At 45.7% G+C, this 21,817-nt stretch carries 21 protein-coding genes, 1 other RNA gene and 1 pseudogene; 12 read left to right on the plus strand and 11 right to left on the minus strand.

Annotated features, from left to right (window positions below):
- The first annotated feature begins 78 nt into the window (after positions 1 to 78).
- The 4 genes from apbC (at position 79) to HRU77_03465 (ending at position 4,567) form a co-directional block, all read left to right on the plus strand.
- On the plus strand, positions 79 to 1,167 hold the full coding sequence (gene apbC, locus HRU77_03450) for an iron-sulfur cluster carrier protein ApbC (protein ID QOJ19828.1): 1,089 nt from the start codon (positions 79 to 81) through the stop codon (positions 1,165 to 1,167).
- Between the two features lie 13 nt (positions 1,168 to 1,180).
- Positions 1,181 to 1,747 carry a dCTP deaminase gene (locus tag HRU77_03455; protein ID QOJ19829.1) on the plus strand — a complete coding sequence of 189 codons (567 nt, stop codon included), beginning with the start codon at positions 1,181 to 1,183 and terminating at the stop codon, positions 1,745 to 1,747.
- A gap of 35 nt (positions 1,748 to 1,782) precedes the next feature.
- Positions 1,783 to 3,039 (plus strand): TIGR03790 family protein, encoded by a 1,257-nt coding sequence (locus HRU77_03460; protein QOJ19830.1) that lies wholly within the window; start codon positions 1,783 to 1,785, stop codon positions 3,037 to 3,039.
- Positions 3,040 to 3,391: 352 nt separating this feature from the next.
- On the plus strand, positions 3,392 to 4,567 hold the full coding sequence (locus tag HRU77_03465) for a type III PLP-dependent enzyme (GenBank protein ID QOJ19831.1): 1,176 nt from the start codon (positions 3,392 to 3,394) through the stop codon (positions 4,565 to 4,567).
- Between the two features lie 110 nt (positions 4,568 to 4,677).
- Here the strand turns inward: HRU77_03465 and HRU77_03470 are convergent, their stop codons facing one another.
- Together HRU77_03470 and HRU77_03475 are read right to left on the minus strand one after the other, a co-directional pair.
- Positions 4,678 to 5,196 (minus strand): dihydrofolate reductase, encoded by a 519-nt coding sequence (locus tag HRU77_03470; protein ID QOJ19832.1) that lies wholly within the window; start codon positions 5,194 to 5,196, stop codon positions 4,678 to 4,680.
- Positions 5,193 to 5,987, minus strand: coding sequence for a thymidylate synthase (locus HRU77_03475; GenBank protein ID QOJ19833.1), 795 nt, complete (start codon positions 5,985 to 5,987; stop codon positions 5,193 to 5,195). Before HRU77_03475 ends, HRU77_03470 begins: the two co-directional genes overlap by 4 nt.
- Positions 5,988 to 6,155: 168 nt before the next feature.
- Here HRU77_03475 and HRU77_03480 point away from each other — a divergent pair, with 168 nt between their 5' ends.
- Positions 6,156 to 7,613, plus strand: coding sequence for a leucyl aminopeptidase family protein (locus HRU77_03480; GenBank protein ID QOJ19834.1), 1,458 nt, complete (start codon positions 6,156 to 6,158; stop codon positions 7,611 to 7,613).
- Positions 7,614 to 7,699: 86 nt separating this feature from the next.
- On the opposite strand, the gene HRU77_03485 is transcribed toward HRU77_03480, so the two are convergent.
- Both HRU77_03485 and queF read right to left on the minus strand, forming a co-directional pair.
- Entirely contained in the window at positions 7,700 to 8,989 is a 1,290-nt protein-coding gene (locus HRU77_03485) for a transglycosylase SLT domain-containing protein (protein QOJ19835.1), read from the minus strand.
- A 154-nt stretch (positions 8,990 to 9,143) separates the two neighbouring features.
- Positions 9,144 to 9,563: an NADPH-dependent 7-cyano-7-deazaguanine reductase QueF gene (gene queF, locus HRU77_03490; GenBank protein ID QOJ19836.1), complete on the minus strand. Its 420-nt coding sequence runs from the start codon at positions 9,561 to 9,563 to the stop codon at positions 9,144 to 9,146.
- Positions 9,564 to 9,661: 98 nt separating this feature from the next.
- On the opposite strand from queF, the gene smc reads away from it, so the two are divergent.
- The 7 genes from smc (at position 9,662) to HRU77_03525 (ending at position 16,515) form a co-directional block, all read left to right on the plus strand.
- Positions 9,662 to 13,207 (plus strand): chromosome segregation protein SMC, encoded by a 3,546-nt coding sequence (smc, locus tag HRU77_03495; protein QOJ19837.1) that lies wholly within the window; start codon positions 9,662 to 9,664, stop codon positions 13,205 to 13,207.
- Between the two features lie 86 nt (positions 13,208 to 13,293).
- The gene (locus HRU77_03500; GenBank protein QOJ19838.1) at positions 13,294 to 14,481 is read left to right on the plus strand and encodes a cell division protein ZipA C-terminal FtsZ-binding domain-containing protein; all 1,188 of its coding nucleotides are present in this window, start codon (positions 13,294 to 13,296) and stop codon (positions 14,479 to 14,481) included.
- A 236-nt stretch (positions 14,482 to 14,717) separates the two neighbouring features.
- On the plus strand, positions 14,718 to 14,963 hold the full coding sequence (locus tag HRU77_03505; protein QOJ19839.1) for a CDGSH iron-sulfur domain-containing protein: 246 nt from the start codon (positions 14,718 to 14,720) through the stop codon (positions 14,961 to 14,963).
- A gap of 135 nt (positions 14,964 to 15,098) precedes the next feature.
- Positions 15,099 to 15,296 (plus strand): hypothetical protein, encoded by a 198-nt coding sequence (locus tag HRU77_03510; protein QOJ19840.1) that lies wholly within the window; start codon positions 15,099 to 15,101, stop codon positions 15,294 to 15,296.
- Positions 15,289 to 15,597, plus strand: a complete 309-nt coding sequence (locus HRU77_03515) for a cell division protein ZapA (GenBank protein QOJ19841.1) — start codon at positions 15,289 to 15,291, stop codon at positions 15,595 to 15,597. The genes HRU77_03510 and HRU77_03515 overlap by 8 nt, the downstream gene beginning before the upstream one ends.
- A gap of 18 nt (positions 15,598 to 15,615) precedes the next feature.
- Positions 15,616 to 15,792: non-coding RNA, 6S RNA (ssrS, locus tag HRU77_03520), on the plus strand.
- Positions 15,793 to 15,873: 81 nt separating this feature from the next.
- A complete protein-coding gene (locus tag HRU77_03525; protein QOJ19842.1) occupies positions 15,874 to 16,515 on the plus strand; it encodes an HAD-IA family hydrolase in 642 nt (213 codons plus the stop codon).
- Positions 16,516 to 16,550: 35 nt separating this feature from the next.
- Here HRU77_03525 and HRU77_03530 read toward each other — a convergent pair whose 3' ends face one another.
- From HRU77_03530 to HRU77_03560, 7 genes and pseudogenes are all read right to left on the minus strand, one after another.
- The gene (locus HRU77_03530; protein QOJ19843.1) at positions 16,551 to 16,712 is read right to left on the minus strand and encodes a hypothetical protein; all 162 of its coding nucleotides are present in this window, start codon (positions 16,710 to 16,712) and stop codon (positions 16,551 to 16,553) included.
- A gap of 117 nt (positions 16,713 to 16,829) precedes the next feature.
- Entirely contained in the window at positions 16,830 to 17,396 is a 567-nt protein-coding gene (locus tag HRU77_03535; protein QOJ19844.1) for a DUF2780 domain-containing protein, read from the minus strand.
- 754 nt (positions 17,397 to 18,150) lie between these two features.
- Positions 18,151 to 18,246: pseudogene (locus HRU77_03540) on the minus strand (PEP-CTERM sorting domain-containing protein).
- A 757-nt stretch (positions 18,247 to 19,003) separates the two neighbouring features.
- Positions 19,004 to 19,165: a hypothetical protein gene (locus HRU77_03545; protein QOJ19845.1), complete on the minus strand. Its 162-nt coding sequence runs from the start codon at positions 19,163 to 19,165 to the stop codon at positions 19,004 to 19,006.
- On the minus strand, positions 19,155 to 20,102 hold the full coding sequence (locus HRU77_03550) for a response regulator transcription factor (protein QOJ19846.1): 948 nt from the start codon (positions 20,100 to 20,102) through the stop codon (positions 19,155 to 19,157). Before HRU77_03550 ends, HRU77_03545 begins: the two co-directional genes overlap by 11 nt.
- Positions 20,103 to 20,327: 225 nt before the next feature.
- Complete coding sequence (locus HRU77_03555) at positions 20,328 to 20,948, minus strand: PEP-CTERM sorting domain-containing protein (GenBank protein ID QOJ19847.1); 621 nt, start codon at positions 20,946 to 20,948, stop codon at positions 20,328 to 20,330.
- 489 nt (positions 20,949 to 21,437) lie between these two features.
- Complete coding sequence (locus tag HRU77_03560) at positions 21,438 to 21,812, minus strand: lysophosphatidic acid receptor (protein ID QOJ19848.1); 375 nt, start codon at positions 21,810 to 21,812, stop codon at positions 21,438 to 21,440.
- Positions 21,813 to 21,817 lie beyond the last annotated feature (5 nt).

A 21,817-nucleotide genomic window follows, 5' to 3' on the forward strand; every position in this document is an offset into this window, starting at 1 on the left:
TGTGTGCATTCCCGATATTTGTTACCATTTCCGAATTCAATTGTGAGCCGCCCGGCGGTAGTAAAAAGGAGCCTCGTAGTGACCATTTTCGAACAACAGATTCAATCCGCATTGAAACAAACCATCGACCCGACCACCAACAAAGACTATGTAACCGAAAAATCGGTCGGCGCGATTCAAATTACCGGTAACGATGTAACAGTCGGTATCGAACTCGGTTATCCGGCCAATAGCGTCAAGGATAATGTGCAAAAACAAGTGAAAGATGCGCTGAAATCGATACCCGGTATCGGCACTGTTCAAGTGACGGTTAGCAGCAAAATCATTCCGCACGGCGTACAGCGCGGCGTCAAGCTGATTCCCGGCGTTAAAAACATCATCGCCGTAGCATCCGGCAAGGGCGGCGTCGGCAAATCGGCGACCGCGGTCAATCTGGCGCTGGCATTGGCGGCGGAAGGCGCTGCCGTCGGTATTCTGGACGCCGATATTTACGGCCCGTCGCAACCGCAAATGCTCGGCATCACCGGTCACCCCGAGTCGCTCGACGGCAAATCGATGGAACCGATGCGCGCGCACGGTATTCAAGCAATATCGATCGGCATGCTGGTTGACGTTGAAACGCCAATGGTGTGGCGCGGTCCGATGGTGACGCAGGCCTTGCAACAATTGCTGAACGACACCAATTGGAAGGATCTGGATTATCTGGTAGTGGATTTACCCCCCGGTACCGGCGACATTCAATTGACATTGGCGCAAAAGATTCCGGTCACTGGTGCCGTCATTGTCACCACGCCGCAAGACATCGCCCTGCTCGATGCGCGCAAAGGTCTCAAAATGTTTGAGAAAGTCGGCATCCCGATTCTGGGCATCGTGGAAAACATGAGCACCCATACGTGCTCCAACTGCGGCCATACCGAGCCGATTTTCGGTACCGGCGGCGGTGAAAAAATGTGCAAGGACTATAACGTCGAATTGCTGGGGGCGCTGCCGCTCGATATCAAAATCCGCGAACATACCGACGCCGGAAAACCCAGCGTGGTTGCGGAACCGGACGGTAAAATCGCGGAAATTTATAAACTGATCGCGCGGCGGGTGGCCGTCAAGATTGCGGAATCCGCCGAAGATCACTCCGAGCTGTTCGCCAAAATCGTAATGGACAATGACTAGGAAAACCTGAAGGATGTCGATTAAATCAGATAAATGGATACGCCGCATGGCGCTGGAACACGGCATGATCGAACCATTCGAGCCCGACCAGATCCGCCGCAAGGATAATCAGCGTATCGTATCGTACGGCACGTCGAGTTACGGTTACGATATCCGCTGTTCGGATGAATTCAAGTTATTCACCAATATCAACTCCACCATCGTCGATCCGAAAAATTTTGACTCCAATTCGTTCATCGATGTTAAAAGCGACGTGTGCATCATCCCGCCCAATTCGTTCGCGCTGGCGCGCACCGTCGAGTATTTCCGCATTCCGCGCAACGTGCTGACGATTTGCCTGGGCAAATCGACCTACGCGCGCTGCGGCATCATCGTCAACGTCACGCCGTTTGAACCGGAATGGGAAGGTTTTGTCACACTAGAGTTTTCCAATACAACACCGCTACCCGCCAAAATTTATGCCAACGAAGGCGTGGCGCAAGTAATTTTCTTCGAATCGGATGAAGTTTGCGAAACATCGTACAAAGACCGGGGCGGAAAATATCAGGGTCAGCATGGCGTAACCTTGCCGAAAATTTGAAGTTGCAGGAAAAATAACGATGTGGAGAGTGGGTAATGCCGATTCCAATATGTTCGAAGTTACTGAAATGGTTGTCTGCTGCTGTGGCGCTGATGCTATTTTCCGCGGCGCTGCCGGCAGGCATACACCCGCACATTTCTCTGCCGCAAACGGGTCTGATGCCGGAAGATATCGCCGTCATCGTCAATGACGATGATCCCCTGTCCCGGCAGATAGGCGATTACTATCAACGCGCGCGGCAAATACCCAAAGCCAATGTCATCCACCTGAAGTTCCCTCCCAACCGCAGCACCCTGAGCTCTGACGAGTTCATTGAGTTAAAGGCTAAAATCGATCAACTGACGCCAGAGCATGTACAGGCTTTCGCCGTCGCATGGACGGCACCGTACCGGGTGGATTGCATGTCGCTGACTTCCGCATTGGCATTCGGTTTCGACAAAAAATACTGTTCCGACAAATGCGAACCGACAGCACCCAGTCCTTATTTCAACGCATCCGGCCCTCATCCTTTTGACGACTACAAGGCACGCCCTGCGATGATGCTGGCCGGCACAACGTTTGCACAAGTCAAGAACTTGATAGATCGAGGTATTGCATCCGATCACACTTTTCCCAAAGATCAGGCTTATCTGTTGAGTACCTCGGACAAAGCGCGCAACACGCGCGCAGCGGTTTTTGCAAAGACCGCAAAAGAATTTTCCGGTGTTTTCCCTGTGCAGATACTGGAAGCCGACTTCATCTCGGAACGACGGGATGTGCTTTTTTATTTTACCGGGTTAGTTAATGTGCCCAAGCTGGAAACACTCAGATTCGCCCCAGGCGCTCTGGCGGACCACTTGACTTCGGCAGGTGGCATGCTGACCGATTCTTCACAAATGAGCAGTTTGCGTTGGCTGGAAGCAGGCGCTACCGCGAGTTACGGCACTGTGGTCGAACCTTGCAGTTTTCCGCAAAAATTTCCAACGCCTGCGGTCGCCATGTTTCACTACGCAGTAGGGGCCAGTGCGATTGAAGCTTATTGGAAAAGTGTCGCCTGGCCGGGACAGGGAATATTCATCGGCGAACCGCTGGCCAAACCATTTGCGCCATTGTTACGGGAAGTTAGCCCAGGACGATTTGAATTAAAGATTTTCTCACCCCGCTCCGGGCGATTACGAATAGAAAAATCAGTTTCCGCCGCCGGACCGTTCAAACTGGCCTCACAACCGCAAGCAATTCGCCGCGGACTGAATCGGTTTCACTTCCGGTTTAATGAAAAAACAGATGGTTATTTGAAATTACAGTGGCATTGACCGATTAATCCTAATCCGTCAACTGGGCATTTGCGCATACACTGTTTCTGCATGCTCTGATGTTGTGCAGCACCGTGCAACAAATCACGAAAATTCCCTAAACTTTTTAAAGAAATACCCGTCAAATGCAACAGGAATCATACACACACAAATTATTGTTTATTAATATAAATATTCAGAAAGAAAAAATACTTGATTTACCCGGAATGCAGACTATAATGCGTGCAAATTTAAACCAGCCAACTTACCGATAAGGAGGTCATCATGAGAAGCGCCAAGAACTTTTTTGCTCCAGCCGATTTAGTCAATATCCACATTCCTGAAACGTAGCGATTCTTAAAGGAGCAAACGCATGTCCAAACTCTCATCCACACTTCAGAAAGTCGATCAATCTGAAGTTCTGTTTGATACCCATCCTGAAATCAGTCTGAATTTTGAACACGTTCGAAATGCCTTAAAAGAAGGCTATCGACGACCTTTTTTGCTGGTTGATAGCAATATCATCCGAAATAAAACGCGCCGCTTTAAGGCTGCGATGCCGCGAGTTCATCCGCATTACGCAGTTAAAGCCAATCCTGATGTGCGTGTGCTAAAAACTCTAATCGAAGAAGGCGCTGGTTTTGAAATTGCTTCGATTGCCGAACTTGATGTGTTACTCGAGTTAGGCGTACCTGCCGCTGAAATTTTCTACAGCAATCCGATGAAATCCAGAGCGTATCTGGAGTATGCCGCCGCCAAAGGCGTTGAATGGTACGTGATGGATAGCGTTGAAGAAATGCGCAAAATCTTCAGCGTAAAGCCGGATGCGAAGATGTATCTGCGCATCGACACTCCTAATATCGGCAGCGACTGGCCACTGGCCGGCAAATTCGGCACCCACCTTGCCGACATCAATGAAATCATTCAGGAAGCCGCAAAACTCAAAGCGGATCTGGCCGGCGTTACTTTCCACGTTGGTTCGCAATGCCGTAACCCGCAGAATTGGCGTGTAGGCATTGAGCGTGCAAAAAAGGTCTTCGCAGAAATGCAACTGGTCGGCTTGACGCCCCGTTTACTGAATATCGGCGGCGGTTATCCGGTTCGTCACGTCAAACCGATCCCTTCCATCGAAATCATCGCCGAGGTGATCAACGAAGCCATCGCCGATTTGCCGGACAGTATCCGCATTATGGCGGAACCCGGCCGTTACCTGGTATCGGATTCTGCTTATTTCGTTTGCCGCGTGGTGGGTACGGCAACGCGCAATGGCAAACGGTGGATGTACTGGGATGCCGGTATGTTTGGCGGCGTTATCGAAATGACCGAGGGATTGCGTTACGAAATTCTCACTGACCGGAAAGGTAACAACATCCCTTGGTCGGTTGCCGGTCCAACCTGTGATTCGGTCGACATTCTGACGCACGACTTGATGCTGCCTAACGATATTCAGGAAGGCGATTTCATTTACATACCTAACGCAGGTGCCTATACGACGGCTTACGCCAGCAATTTCAACGGTTTCCCATTACCCGATGTGAAAGTGATTTGAGTTCTCAGCATGAGCATGCTTTGAATAATTACCAACCGGAAAAATGGTGAAGTGGTTGCAATCACTTCACCATTTCTGTTTTTAACACCCCGCAATCCGCGAAATTATAGTCATACCGTGCTTGATTTACGCTCCAGCACGACAAAGTGATATTCAAAGCTGTCCTCGCTTTCCCCAATATGCTTGTCGCGCTGCGTTTCTTCCCATTCGCTGCGATCAAATTCCGGGAAAAAAACATCGCCGTCAAAATTCCGCTGAATCTCGGTAATATACATGCGTTGACATATCTTAAGCGCTTGCCGGTACAATTTCTCACCGCCAATGATGAAATTCTCGCTATGACCGGTACTGGTTTCCTCGCATATCAGCAGCGCATCTTCAAGCGAATGAACAACCATCGCCCCGGGCACTTCGTAATCCGCCTGGCGGGTAATGATGACATTGGCTCTTCCGGGCAGCGGTTTGCCGATGGATTCATAAGTTTTTCTGCCCATCACAATGGTTTGCCCCATCGTCAGGAATTTGAAATGCTTCAAATCAGCCGGTAAATGCCACGGCAAACGGTTGTTACGGCCGATCACTCGGTTTTTCGCCATTGCCACGAGAATGGATAAATGTAAGGGTGTCATACGGCTACCGGCGCCTTAATCGCGGGATACGGATCATAATTTTCCAGAATAAAATCTTCATATTTAAAATCCAGGATCTCCCCGATACCGGGATTCAATTTCATCACGGGCAGCGGCCTGGGTATGCGCGACAGTTGTTCCCGAGCTTGCTCCAAATGATTCAGATAGAGATGCGCGTCACCCAAGGTATGCACAAAATCCCCCGCTTCCAGGTTGCACACTTGCGCAACCATCAGGGTAAGCAAGGCATACGATGCGATATTGAACGGTACACCGAGAAAAATATCCGCGCTGCGCTGATAGAGCTGGCACGACAACCGGTTATCCGCGACATAAAACTGAAAAAAAGCATGGCACGGCGGCAACCGCATTTTATGCAAATCGCCGACATTCCAAGAAGAAACAATCATGCGCCGCGAATCGGGGGTGTGTTTTATCTGTTCGATCACTTGCTGTAGCTGATCAATATGATGACCGTCCGCAGTTGCCCACGAGCGCCATTGATGACCGTATATCGGACCAAGATCACCCTGCGCATCCGCCCATTCGTCCCAGATCGTTACGCCCTGATGATGCAAATACTCGATATTGGTATCACCGCGCAAAAACCACAGCAGTTCATGAATGATCGACTTCAAATGGCATTTTTTCGTTGTCACCAAAGGAAAACCATCCACCAGATTAAAACGCATTTGATAACCGAACACCGATAGCGTGCCTGTACCCGTCCGGTCCGGTTTGCGATGACCGTGCTCCATGACATGCTGCATTAATTCGAGATATTGGCGCATCTCTATTTAAGCTCCCCGGTAAAATCAGAATAAATCCGTTTATTGAAAGGCTTTACCAGCCATAAAGCATATAAGACGTATATAATAACAATATTACAACAATCATTCTGTATGCAATGACACACGATATTGTCATTCAAGCAATACTATTCAACAGGAAAGCTTTCAATGCTGGCATCCCTTTTGCAAAACACATCATCTATCGATCAATCCGTTAAAGCATCGCACATTCTTGTAGTTCTCCCGAAGTTAGAAAAGCTCCCCAAAAAATTTGAAATTCCCGGTGAGGAATCACTGAACAAACTGCTTGTGCGGCGCGAAATGGCATTGACCGATCTGATCGCCACGCCAGTCAATGCTAACCTGCCGGATGGAGAATTGTGCGCCTGGGTAATGATCGACACGGACCGTACAGTATTCGAGCAGCAAACCGCTCTGCGCAAAGCCGTCAAACTACTTCTCACAGAAGGACCGGCTGAATTACATATCGCCGTGTATGGCTCGACGCAACAAAGAAAAAGTTTTTCCGAACTAGCTGTTTATATCTGCTTGGTCAATGGCGCAGTGCTGCCGGTTCGCAAAAATAAACCGGTCAGAAAGCCATTGGCAAAAATTTTTTTATATGGCTACAAAGATGCCGGCAACTTCACCTTGCAGCGTGCCTGCGCGGAAGGTAATTTACTCGCACGCGGTCTGACGGCATTGCCGGCCAACGAGTTGACGCCCGCTACCTACCGCCAGCAAATCAAGAAACTAGCCGATAGCGAGGGCTGGAAGTATCAAGAATACGATTTGAACACGCTGAGAGAAATCGGCGCGGGTGCTTTTGTGGCGGTTGCGCAAGGCAGCGATACGGAAGATGCCGCCATCGTTCATCTGCAGTATCAGCGCAAGCAAAGCTCTCAAAGCAAAGCCATCGCGATTGTAGGAAAAGGCATTTGCTTCGACACCGGCGGTCATAATTTAAAACCCGCCCGATATATGCAGGGAATGCATGAGGATATGAACGGCTCCGCCGTCGCATTGGGCATTTTGCTGGCAGCAACACGCGCCGAGATTCCAATTAATATTGACTGCTGGCTTGCAATCGCGCAAAACCATATCAGTCCGAGCGCCTATAAACAGAACGACATCATTATCGCACTTAGCGGTTTGTCTATTGAGATTGTCCATACCGATGCCGAAGGACGCATGGTTTTGGCCGACACGCTGACGTTGGCGAGTAAATCGAAACCCGACTTGATCATCGATTTCGCCACCTTGACAGGCAGCATGAAAACCGCTCTCGGGTCGCGCTATAGCGGGATATTCAGCAACCGTGATGAACTATTGCAAAAAGCCATTTCTGCAGGAAAAGAGAGCGGTGAGCGCGTCTGTGCCTTCCCGATGGATTCCGATTACGAGGAAAGCCTCGAAAGCTCGATTGCCGATATTAAACAGTGCGAATTAGGCGGGGAATTCGATCATATATTGGCGGCCCTTTTTCTGCAGCGCTTTGTAAATGACACGCCATGGCTGCACATGGATTTATCCGCCAGCAGCCATAAAGACGGTTTGGGTGCTGTGGACAGCGAGATCACCGGATTCGGAATCGGTTGGGCGATTGAGTTTTTGAAGAAAATTTGATTGTTTCATCCAGAGAAAAAATTGATTTAACAAGCAACCTCGCGGCAACACCACGAGAAACCGCAAGTTGAAATTGCTCTGCGTGATCAGCTTTTCATAATAACCAGCTTTTGACCAATGGATAGATTCTCGTCGTTATTATTCCAAAGCTTGATTTGATTGATTGTCGTACCATACCGTTTTGCAATTTCATAAAGAGTATCCCCTTTTTTTACGATATAAACATTCGAATGGTAGTTCTGCAATTGTTTTTTCTCTAGTGCAATACTATCTTCCTGACGCTCCGATACAATGTGGGGAACCAATATTTTCTGTCCGAGGGTAAGATTTTTATTGCGACCAATACCATTGATGGTTTGCAGTTGTTTTACTGTGGTGTGATGACGTGTTGCAATTTCATTAATATTTTCCCCTTTCTTCACGTGATAAATTTGCCATGAGATTCTAGGATCTTGATAGGTCTCAAGATTCTTCAGAAAAATATCTTTATTCTTCTTCGGTAGCAACAAAGTACGAGGCTCATCCAGTACTTTTATCACGTAACGATTGTAGGCGGGATTTAATGCATTGAATTCGGTTTCAGAGATATTGGCTAGGCGGGTGACGAGAGGGATATCGATGTGCTCGTGTATCTTGATCGTATCAAAATACGGCCGGTTCGCTATCGGTCGAATTTGAATGCCATATTTTTTAGTATTAACGATGATATCTTTGACTGCCAATAGCTTATACACATAGTGCTTAGCGTCACTGGGAAGATTCAAATCGTAAAAATTACCGGACCGGCCTTTATGCATGTTCCTGGATAGCGCTTTGCTGACAGCACCCTCGCCTAAATTATAAGCTGCAATCGCCAGCTTCCAATTATCGAACTTCTGATGCAGATATTGCAGGTAATCCAGCGCGGCTTGAGTAGAAGCGATAATATCGCGCCGGTCATCGTGCCATACATTTTGCGCCAACCCAAATGTTCTAGCTGTTTCCGGTTGAAATTGCCACAATCCTGCTGCTTGGCTGTTGGATTTGATTAGCGGATTGTATGCGCTTTCAATGACGGGCATCAATGCGATTTCCATCGGCATGCCGCGGCGCTCGACTTCCTCCACGACATGAAACAAGTACCGCTCACTGTTTGCGATAATGCGCTCAAACAATTGCGGATTATGCGTATAAGACGTCCCTATTTTGCGAATTATTTTACTATCGGGTGGCAGCGCTAAGGCAAAGCCGCTTTGTAAACGGCTCCATAAATTTGCATGAGACTGTATTCTGTCTTGAACTAATTTGTCTGCAAATGCATTCAGCGATATTAATGAACAAGTCCCGAAAAATAGTGATATTAGTAAAATAAAAAGGCCATTTCTTTTTATAATCATTTACATATATTATTTTTTATATCCATATCGGCTAACAGGATATATAAATTTTTGGCATTTGCAAACTGTTTTTTACATGAAAACACACTCCATATTGATAAATATTCTTTATTATTAATACACTAAATACAGTATTTAAAAAAATTAGAAAATATTATCCTCGAATATTCGATTGTGTATTGAATTCCTGGAGCAAAACCATTGGTTTTGGCTGCCACCCTTTTTTCCGGTGATCAACGATTACATTGGTGAAAATGCCGCCACGCACGTAAAACCGCGCGATTATCCGAAGATATCGAGGCTTCAAAACGGCAACGAGGTCATCGAGAATTTTGTTGGTTACCGCCTCATGAAATACGCCCTCATCACGATACGACCAGATATAAAGTTTCAAGCTTTTCAGTTCAATACATTTCTTATCCGGTACATAATCCAGAATCAAAGTGGCGAAATCCGGTTGTCCTGTTTTCGGGCACAAACAAGTGAATTCGGGAATTTCCATGTGGATATGGTAATCCCGGCTGGTCATTGGATTCGGGAAAGTTTCAAGTGTCTTTTCTGGTTTACTGGCCATTCTTCATGCTCATGTATAAAGTAATTCGGTTACAATGGTAAAAAGCGCTACACGCGCTTGTCTCGTTATTATAACTGCCTTACCCGATAAACAAAAAATTGCGCTTAGCTCACATCAAGCTTGCCGGCTTCAAATCATTTGTCGATCCCACCGCAGTTCCCATTTCCCAAGATCTGGTCGGCATCGTCGGTCCGAACGGTTGCGGCAAATCAAACATCATCGACGCCGTCCGCTGGGTTCTGGGAGAGTCGAAGGCCTCCGCGCTTCGAGGCGATTCGATGCAGGATGTTATTTTTTCCGGATCGGATAACCGCAAAGCTGTCGGACGCGCCAGTGTCGAAATCGTTTTTGACAATCACTTAAAAAAAATAACTGGGCAATGGGCCAGTTACGCTGAGATTGCCATTAAACGCGTGCTTCGGCGCGACGGCGTGTCGAGTTATTACATCAACAATCTGCAAGTGCGGCGGCGCGATATCGCCGATCTTTTCCTGGGAACGGGTGTCGGCGGACGTGGTTACGCCATTATCGAGCAAGGCATGATTTCCCGGATCATTGAAGCCAAGCCGCATGAATTGAGAAGCTTCCTGGAGGAAGCGGCAGGTATTTCCCAATATCGCGAGAGAAGACAGGAAACTTCCTCACGGCTCGCAGAATCACGGAAAAATCTCACCCGCTTGGAAGATATTCGCCAGGAATTGGCAACGCAATTGCAACATTTGGAGATTCAGGCAAAAACCGCGCAGCAATTTAATCACTTGCAAGAGAATCTGCACCATGCGCAATCCCAGTTATGGCTGTTGCGTAGAGCCGAAGCCTTGAAGCAACAGGAACAGACGAATCAAGAAATTCAGACCCGTGAAAACGAGCTGGAAATCTCACTGGCTACCTTGCATCAGGCGGAAAAAGATTATGAAGAAGCCCGCACAAAAGAATATGCCGTTAATGACCAGCTGCTTCAGATACAAGGGCAGCTCTATACCGCCGACGCCGAAATTGGACACTTGGAACAAGAAATCAGTCATCTGAAAAACACACGGGAGCGTTTGCAGCAGCAAATCCAGCAAATCGAGAATCAACAACAAAAAAGCCAGCAGTTAAAAGAAATTAAACTGGAGAATCTGGCGCATTGGCACCGGGAAAAAACACAAGCAGACTCGGCGCAACAAGAAAGTATTCAGAAACACCATGAAGAGAATAATAAACTTCCGACCATCGAAGCCAATTTTCTTGCATGCCAGGAAGAATTAAACCAATCCAGGCGTGATTTGCTGATCATCGAACAAGCCAGCCGGCTTGAAGATAATCATTTGTTGCATGCCACCAAAAATATTCAGCAGCTCGAAGCGCGCTCTGCACGTTTAATGCAAGAACAAAAAGAATTCATAATTATCGATCCAGATCAGATGGCCGAATTGCAACACAAGACAAGTCGGACTGAACATACTCTGCAAGAAGCGCAGCAAAAACAACAAATCCTCGAGAACCAATTATCGGCAGTAACCGCCACGAGGCAACAAACTGCGAGCAAGTTGCAAGAATTGCAGCATGCATTGTCCCAGACGACTGCACGCTACGCCGCGTTGCAAAATCTGCAGCAAAAATTGGAAACCAATCAACATTTAAATACCTGGCTGCGCGCGCGCCAATTAGACGCACTGCCGCGTTTGTGGCAGAAAATCCAAATCCGTCCGGAATGGGAAAATGCATTGGAAGCGATTCTGCGCGAACGGCTCAACAGCATCGAACTGGCGCAATTGGATAGTATCCGCGATTGGATTGACGAAGCGCCACCGGGAAAATGGGCTATTTTCGAACAATCTGGATCGATACTTTCCAACGATCAACCAGCCTCCGTGGAGGATCACATTACCTGTGAAAAATTACTAGCCCATGTCACGGTCGATCAATCTGGAATTCAATCCGTGCTCAACCACTGGTTAAACAATGTCTACATCGTGCACGATATTGCTGAAGGTCTCGATAACAGAGCCCTGTTGAATTCCGGCGGCATGCTCGTCACCCGCGAAGGACATATCATAACCTCCGCAAGCATCACTTTTTATGCGCCAGACTCGCAATTGCACGGTGTTCTGTCAAGACAGCAAGAACTTACTCAACTGCGGAAAGAAGCCGGTCAGCTTGAATCTTCAGTGCTGACACAACGTGAATTACTGGCAAAAGCCGAACAACAGTGCGCCGAACTAAAGCATGCCATCGGCATCGTCAGCGAAAACAGCAAGCAACTGCAACAACAGCGGCATGCACTGCAATTGGAAACGGTAAAACTGTCACAAGCCAACGAACGAGCAACGCAACGCAATTTTCAGATCAGTGCTGAGCTGGCCGAAATCCGGCAAGCGTTGGATCATGAAAAATCCTCGCAAGCATCCGCGCATGCAAACTTAGAAGAAAACCAGCAGAAAATTGCCGCAGTCAAGGAACAAACCCAGCACATACAGTTTGCTTGGGAAACCGCCGATCAACTTCTTGCCAAGCAGCGGCAAAACATACAGCAAGCAGCTAAGGCCATGCAGGAAGCCGCTTTTCATGCGCAAACCTGCCAGCATAAAATCAGTGAGATTGAACTGAGAATTCAATCGATAGACGAAGAGCTGCAAGATTTGACACAAAACCATACCCATTTACTCAGTGAAATATGCAGCTTAAATACCGCGCCGGTGATTGAACGATTGGAAGTCGCCCGGGTACAACGCAAATCGGTTGAACAAACAGCACTGCAAGCACGGCAGGCGGTTGCTGATACTGCGCGCAACTTGCGGGAAATTGAAAGCACCCGGCTGGCGGCAGAGCAGCAATCGCATTTCTTGCGCGAAGCAATCAACCAAGCCAGGCTCAAAGAGCAAGCGGCGAGTATGACAATTGCGCAGCTTGATGCATTGATCAGTGAAGCGAATGTCGATGTGGAAACGCTATTGCGTCACCCGGCAAAAAAGAGCGCCAGCGCATTGCAATCGGAGATGCAAAAACTAAATGCGGAAATTACTGCGCTAGGATCCGTCAATCTTGCAGCATTGCAAGAACTTGACGCCGCTCGTGACAGAGAATCCGGTTTGCTGGCGCAATTACAGGATTTAAATGCCGCAATCGCGACACTCGAGAGCGCCATCCAACAAATCGACCGGGAAACGGAAATACGCCTGCAAGAAACATTTACGCAAGTGAATATTTATTTGAGCGAGATTTTTCCGGTCATATTCGCCGGCGGAAAAGCCCGACTCGAATTTTGCGACGATAACATCACCGATGCCGGTTTATTACTGACAGCGCAGCCGCCCGGAAAAAAAAATAGCTCCATTCAACTGCTATCCGGCGGGGAAAAAGCGCTGACGGCTTTGGCATTAATTTTCTCGCTCTTCCGGCTCAATCCGGCACCTTTCTGTTTGCTGGATGAAGTCGATGCACCGCTCGATGACAGTAATACCAACCGCTTCTGCGAGCTGGTGAAAAGTATGTCAAAACAAACCCAATTTCTATTCATCAGCCATAATAAAATTACGATGGAAATGGCGCAGCGATTAATTGGAGTTACAATGCAGGAACAAGGAGTATCAAGAATAGTGGCCGTCGACCTCGCGGCTGCTATTAAAATGGGGAAACGTGAAAAACAGTCCGCGATTTGATGGCTGTGATTAGCTGAATAAAACTGACATAATTTGATTTCTGCGGCGTGTGCACTGGCAATTTCGCGAAATAGCAAGGAGATAATATGGAGATATTGAGTATGAGTGACTTGCAGATAAGCTTGATCATCATCGGCATCATCGTGATTGCCGGTGTCGTTGTCTTCAACTGGGTGCAACAATTGCGCTACCGGCGCAAAGTACAAGCAGCATTTGATCATAAACATGATGATATTCTGCTGGATGACCCGATCTCCGAAGAACCTTTTCAGCGCATTGAGCCAAAATTCAATAAAGCATCGGCCGATATGCCTTTTGATGCTTTTACCGCAGCCGACACGCCTGTTAACGAGCCGAAAAGAGCGCCGGCAGCGCCCCCTCCTGTTCAAGCTGCCGTCAATATTCCCGCAAGCACCGTGTCGACGTCATCAGCCGCTTCACCATTATTGGATTACGACAGCAATACCAACTACATCGTCAATATCCGCTCCGAATCCGTTATTCCCAATACTCATATTGCCAAGTTGCTGCAAAGAAAATTTGATTTCGGCAAGCCGGTTTACTGGCTTGGTCAGCAAGATAAAAATGAACCGTGGGAAGAAATTACCAATGAATCCAACGTGGATAGCGATGGCTACAGTCATTTAAAAGGCTGTTTGCAGCTTGCCGATCGAGCTGGCGCCATCAGTGAAGTCAATTTATCCAAATTCCGCGACTTGGTGCTTGATTTTGCTTCACAAACTCACGCAACAGCGGAGTGTCCCGATATTGTCAGCACCCATGAAAAAGCGGTCATGCTCGATAAATTCTGCGCTGAAGTGGATGTCATGATTGGTATCAACATCATCAGCAAAGACAATGGCGCTTTTGTCGGCACCAAAATCCGCGCATTAGCTGAAGCTTCCGGATTTAAGCTGGAACCGGAAGGTTTGTTCAAGTATCGCGACGATAACAATAACGTATTGTTCACGCTGGGCAATTATGAATCGTCTCCGTTCTTACCCGAGAACATAAAATCGTTGACAACGCATGGCGTAACTTTCTTACTCGATGTGCCAAGAGTCGCACATGGTGAAAGAGTGTTCGATCAGATGACGCATCTGGCAAAGATCTTCTCCAATACGCTTGGAGGAATCATGGTCGACGATAATCGCGTTCCGCTCAGCGATAGCGGAATTCAAAGAAGCAAGCAACAACTTCTCGAAATTCAAGCTTCGATGAAAAAAAATCATATTAATGCCGGCAGTCCGAGCGCTTTACGTTTGTTTGTGTAAATAAATTTTAATAAAAAATTAAAGTTACCTGATTGAGCATCCGTAATCGCTATCAATGCCGCCGGTCATTCCAATAAATAGCATTTACAATAAGCGGTTAGCAGATATTGTTAAGCAAGAATTGTAAGATACTAGCTATAATGATGATCAAAAATTGATTTGATAAACAAAAACTTCTTTGCTGCATAAAGAAACAATCAGATGATCATCAAATAACTATTTATAAAGAGATAACAATGAATAATTCCTCGGAAATAAAACAATCGTTTAAACCCATTGAAGTTAAACTTGAATCGGGAAAAGACTATTATTGGTGCACATGCGGCCGTAGCAAATCACAGCCTTTTTGTGATGGTTCGCACAAAAATACAGAATTTACACCCAAAAAATTTAGTGTGGATGAGAGTAAAACAGCCTGGTTATGTACTTGCAAGAAAACCGGAAATACACCCTTTTGCGATGGCACTCACCTCAAACTGTAAGTACCTCTCACAGCATCCAACCTTATAAAATAACAATAATCATTATTTCAGTAGCAGATACTGGGGCACGAATAGAAGAATTTAAGATTTGGTTACCTATTAACCTTTTGATAGATTTTATAAATTAGTGCTTCCATGGAAACAGAACTGAAATCCCTAGAAAAAAAAGTTTTTCTGCTTGTACGCCTGTATCAGGATACAAATACTGAAAATAAAAAATTGCGCAAAGAACTTGCAGATTCACATGCATGTTGCGAAAAGTTGAATGAGAAAATACATGTTGCTGCGGATCGGCTTGAATCGCTTCTGCTAAATATTCCCGATCATGAATAACGAGCCGCTAAATATCAGTATCATGGGGCGAGACTTTTGTATTGCCTGTCCAGATGACGAGCGTGAAGAAATTCTGCTGGCCGCAGCTTATCTTGATAAAAAAATTCAAGAAATTAGAGTGGAAGGAAAAGTTGTTGATTCTGACCGCATTGCATTAATTGCGGCACTACGAATTGCGCATGAATTACTGGTGTTGCGAGCGTTACGAGATGGAGCTGGCTTTGACATCAATGAATTTCGGCGTAGAATTGTCTCATTAAGAAAGAAAGTTGATGAAGCACTCGTTCATGAAGGAAATTAGAAGTGCTGAAAATAAGGTTAATCCCTGCGGTGTTTGTTAAGACTTATATTCTTTGAACCAATTGTTAGAAAATGGTTGTGGATTTAAGTGATACTGTTGTGCACGCCTTCTAGGATGTGCCTGATGTATCCATGAAACAACCGCCTTGGACCTTATGGTTCAAGATGATGGTCTGACGGCATATGTGGGGAGCTATTCCAGGACAAGAATTGTTACAGCACATTCTTGTCCTTTTTAGTTTTGCTTCCCTGTTTCTCATAGTCGCACAAATTCTGCATGCAACAAGAAAGCCCAGTTTCATCATCCCCCACAAAAACATTTTTATTCGATATTGGTCGTGTTTTACTGGATTTTGATTTTGAATCATCGCTTATGCGATTAATTCCCAGAGAGATTGACAAACCGAACGAACGAATTAAACAGGTGTTGCAATACAAAGATGTACTGGAATGCGGACAAACCAGCCCCGCTAACTTTGCCGACTGGGCACTGAGAACCTTGGAGAGTGAAGCCACACCAGAGCAGTTTTATCAAACCTGGCGGCAAATTTTTACCGTGAATGAGCTGATGTGGCGATGTGTTCGTAAGCTTGCCAACAATAATCACCCTTTAATTCTGATATCGAATATTAATGCAATTCACTGCCCCTGGATATTTACAAACTATCCCGAATTTTCTTATTTTAAGCACAAAATATTGTCATTTGAGATCGGTATCCTGAAACCGGAACCAGCTATCTATCAATACACAATTGACAAATATCTGCTCGATCCAACCGCAACGATTTATATTGATGATCAGCCGCAAAATATCACCGCCGGTCAAGAATTCGGATTTCAATGCTGGCAATACGACTTGAATCATCATCAGGCTTTCGAGGCCTGGCTTGCAAGAATCCTTACCACCGATCAGCAATAATTGCTAATAATATAAACTAACAAGCTCATCATTACTTAATGAGCCCATTTTTTAGCTTGTGCAATTGCAATGCGGATAGCCCGGCCCTCGTCCATACCCTTGGCAAGCAAAGCATTAGCGATTGCAATTGCTTTTAACCTCACGGTAAGCGACAAGTTTTGCATCGCCGGTGGATAATGATATTCTGTCCAAGGCATTCTCCAAAACTTTGAGCCTCACAACACCTACTGTAGTTTTAACACAGACAGAGCACAAACCAACCGCTACTATTGGCTTGCGCTCATTGATTTTTTGAATCCGGCGAAAAATCCTATCTAGCGTGAGGTCAATGCCGACTGAAATAAATTAGCGGTTGCTTGTCCGCTAGTTTTACTCACATAATTTGTGATAATAGGAATAAACTGCCCGACCATATCGGGGGAAAGATTCAATTGTTTAAATGATGCCGCAAGTGCAGCCGCATTACTGAGTGTGCTATTACCACCCGCTAAGGAGGATAAATTAGACATTGACGGTGCCGCGCCGAGCATGGTGCTCATCCCCGGAACAGACCGGGATAATGTCGAGAAGGCTTGCGGATTCATACTGCCTTGCGCCATTTGAAATATCGCTCCGGCCCCCCCTAGAGCTTGTTGCTGGGATACGCCAAGCCGATGACTCAAAATATCCACCAAACCGATCTGAGCAACCCCTTCCGGATTAGCGGCGGCGGCTGTACCCGCATTAAGAATTTGCTTGCTGCTTTGCGCCGCTCCCTCAACTGTTGATAAACCTTGGTTAACCGCAGCAATGGGGTTACTACCACCCGAATTAGTTGCACAACCGGTGATTGCCGTCAAAATTACTAAAGCACTTAATTGAAAGTAGTTGCTATTTTTCATGGTCACTCCTTATTGAATACCTACACGCTATCGTTAGCAATTTTCATGATACATGATGTGTATACTTATTCAACATCAGATAATCGCATGATAGCCGCCAACCTTAACGATGAATTAATTTTGATCAAATTCCGACCTCATGCATTTAAAGTAAATCATGTACCGAGTCATGCTGATACAGCGGGTGCCTTTTGTGTGCATGACTATATGCTGTCACAAATTTTTCATCATTTAGTCATTAAAATTTCATATTGTTTGATTATTCTTCCTTACGATAAGTACAAAAGAAGAGGAAAACAATGTATTGCTTGATAAAAGAATGGCCGAACAAAATGGCAACTTTGATGACGGAAGATGGTGTCGTGCTTTGGACATTCAGTAATGTCGAAGAAGCCCGAAAAGTGTGGCATGATTGGTGTTCCCTGCAGAATGACAGAATTACCTGCCAAATCGGAAATCCGGGTAGATCAGACTTATCCAAACAGAGCATTTCCTAACCAATCTTGATCAACCGGGATCGTTTCTATTGAGTTCGCCAAAACCGGGAACTCAATGCTTGTCAATCTAAGTGCGCCGGATAAATCGATATGCACTGGAATAGCACCGAAGCTGAAATATCACTGTGCAGCGGGTAAAAGCAGTGTGCGACAAATAAAAAAGAGAGATTTAATTCCGGAATAATTAAATCTCTCTCAGGTGTTTCTTCTTCCCGCAAGTGCGAGAAAAAAAGAAACAGGTTTCTTATCTTTATTGGTTATGCTTGACTCTTTTGATTCCGCAATGTGAAACCGATCAAACCGAGTCCGATCAATAGCATCGCATAGGTTTCTGGTTCTGGAACAGCTGAAACCCAGTTTGAAGGGGTTGGATGCGGATCGGTTAATGAATAGGGAGCCACCGATATAATGCCGAAAATCGGTGTTGGCATGCCAGAAGAAGCTGTAGCTTTTGTTCCAGTAAAGTCCGTTATATCAACACCTGTACCCGATATTGTCCAAATCGAATTTGTATAATCATTATCGAACCTGTTAGTGTCATTCTTGTCATACCAATCTATCACTATGTGCTGATCATCCGATTTGTAAGCGGCGTCCATATTATTTGGATTAGTCTGATAGCTATATGTTTTAATATCAGCGCCATGTATAACAGGTTGTGAAAAATTTATGGAAGTGAGTGCCGGGCCTTGGTAAACAAAGTCAAGACGTTCTACTCTTGAGTCAGGGTGAAAACCAGGAGATGACCAATTCGGTGTTAATTCAAAAGTGACAACACCAAGTGCAGTTTCTGTTATTTTAAGATCAGCAACAACTGGGTAGCCCGAACTGAAAGAAGAAGTCGCGGGTAAATCGAATTTAAACGTTGCAGTATCACCAACATTTGCGAATGCAGGCGCTGTAACGATACCCAGTAACGAGGCCGTCATAATTGCTAATTTCTTTTTCATTCTATACTCCCTTTTATTGATAACATCAAAAATAACATCGAAACGGAAAAAACGAGTCTCGATTGAACTGATTCACTTTATCTTGTCTGAATTCTACACAAAGCACTTATCTAATAAATTTGTTACACTTTATCAAACTTTTATCAGATAAAAATTAAATTTATAACGCCGGTGAGAGCAATTTCAGAAATTTGAATAATGCTCCTAAATTATTATTAGTATTATCTTCAGGAGCACTTCCCTCACATTTTAATAATCCTACATTTTCAGCAAAATTCATATTCCCTGAACGGGTACCATCATCAACAAAATCACAGGTCATTCTGTTTAAAATCATTTCTCCCAGAGAAATAACCAAATACCAATTGGCTGCGATTGCGGACCCCGGTTTTTATGAAAATTGATTTTAAGTGCTTTTTGACCGTTTCCGGACTGACAGCGAGCTGTTGCGCGATCTGTTTGTTGGTCAATCCTTTTGTTACCAGCTTTATAATTTCCTGTTCGCACCTGGTAAGTACGACATCGCGTGGAGGAAAAGCATGCGAAGGATTCTGCCAGCTGGACAGCGTGTCAAATATCTTACGGATTAAGCGATGCGGAAACCACAGCTCGCCCCTGAGCGCAACCACATGGATCGCTTTTTCAAATATCTTGTAATCGACTCCAATCTGCAAAAAACCGGATATGCGGTATTCGATAATTTCGCTGATAAGTTCCGGCAAATCCCGCTCATAGAGCAAAATTATTTTAACTGCCGGCATCTTCTTCCGGATAATGCGCAGCTGTTCGATGACACGATCCACCGATAGTCTCATATCGATCAATATGAGATCCGGACATATTTCATCGAATTTATCGTCGCTGACCGCTATTTCTTTGAAATTGGATTGATTGATACGGATATGAGGCAATATATCCGGATAATGGCAAAATTGATTATTTAAGTCCGCATGCTCTGTAATAACCCACAGATGCAGCATGCCGCTATCATGCTCTGCGATTGAAGACTCAAGGGTTAACCGCGTTTTTGCCAGCTCCGCACGAAGATAGGGCAATTGACCTTGTAGCATCGGTAAATTACGCCGGTCATTCCGGCGCCGATCGTAGCGCGCTCGTCCACGTAAAACCGGTGAATCGCGCCGATCGTACTGGCGCTGCCGCCGATCATGCAAGCGCCGTTCGGAAGAAACAGAATCGGCATAATCTTGCGCTTGCGGCTCCGAATTCGCTAAGTATTGAATATCGATAGGTGATTTCAATTTCGTATTTCCGTTATTGTCTTAAAATAATCATTCCATTTGGCACTGCGTTTCTTGCAGCTTCTTCGCATCAAATCCAATAACTTTTTCTTTCGGAGTTTCATTCATTTTATCCCGCCGGCGGCTATAGCAAATCAATTTAGTCAAAATCGACTAACTATAATCCCCTCTATAAAGACAGGAATGCTCAGTTATCAATCGATTATTGAAATCGAAAAGTAATATTTATCGTTGCTTTTGCTTACTGATTGAAAAGCCAATCAAGCCAAATCCTATGAGTAACATGGCATAGGTTTCAGGCTCCGGCACCGCGCTCACGCCGATTACAAAATCATCCCAATCGCCTAGATGCTTCGCTCCCGCGCTATCGTTATATCCCAGCACATACGCATATGTGGTCGATCCGATCAGCATATGCGTTCCAATTAATCCAATCGATGTGCCTTTATCCCAATGACCGCCGTTGACGGCAAACTTACCGACATCACCTTCAAACTTAAAGCTCAGCGGTCCAACCGTACTGACGACCGAGCTGATCGAGGTTCCGACAGGATCGGATTCAAGCAGCTTGGTGCCATTCAAAGTGTTATAGAATTTATCGATGAATCCGGATTCCTGGCCAAGATAAGTGTAAGTAACCTTTTGCGATCCCGGGCCCGTGAAGTCCAGATGCCCAAGACTTACTGCCGAACCAACCGGCAGCACAGGAAAACCGGCGATGTTAAAAGCTTCGGTTCGGGTTGCCGCATCGGTAACGACAAATGTAAGACCCGCATGCGTAGTACCGCCCATGATCATGAGCATTGCCGCAATCACGGTGTGTTGGATATAAAACCGGATATTCATTTTTACCCCCAGAATTATTGATCGAATAGAATTAATTCACATCATTTCCACTAGTGAATTCACAACGATTGCATGTTAGACGGCGGGCAGATTTTTAACCATAGGAAGTTAATCCTTATTTAATAATAGGTTGCTAGTTGCTTTTGACTAGTATCGCTAGGCAGCCTATCCCGGGAATGTCATGGATTTGATTGATTTAATCTGAAGAACAAAAAGTGGCCAATTTCGTGCAAGGATAGGATTTCACTCGGATAAATAGAGGAAAACTAGAGTGCTGTGATGCGATCGTAAGTTTTTTGAATAATACTGTGAGAAATTGTATTTTCAGGAGGAAGCGGTATTTTCCGATGAATCGGTTAGGGAAGCTCTGAAAAACTACTATGCTCGGTCATGCTGTGTTGAAATCAGACTCAAAATGTTCATTTACACCTAGTAAACTGCGCTTTCTCGCCTGATTTCCCCTTGCCTGACCGTCGCTCGCTACCCTCTTCAGATCTTCCTTTGCGGCTTTTGCGATAGCTTTCCAAAATAGAAACCGGCAAGTATGCCGATTATCCAACCGCTCACGATCAAAATCGGCAGCAAGTGCGAATCGTTGGTATCGCGGAACCGCGTGATCAACAGACCCAGCGGCGCAGCACCAATGGTTATAAAAACGCAGGATAGGGTTGCGTTGCCGCTCCAACGATACAAACCATACGACAAAAGGAAAAAGGGCAAAGTCATGATCAGCTGCATGGGCCAAGAAATACCGCTCCAGAGCAACCCGAACCCCAGAAATGACAATAAAAAGCCTCCTACCAAGGCGAGCAGAATAATGAGCATTTCTTTCCAGTTACTGCGTTGATTCGACTCTGTTTTCATTGCTA

The organism is Gammaproteobacteria bacterium, assembly GCA_015709615.1.
GTDB lineage: Bacteria > Pseudomonadota > Gammaproteobacteria > Burkholderiales > Nitrosomonadaceae > Nitrosomonas.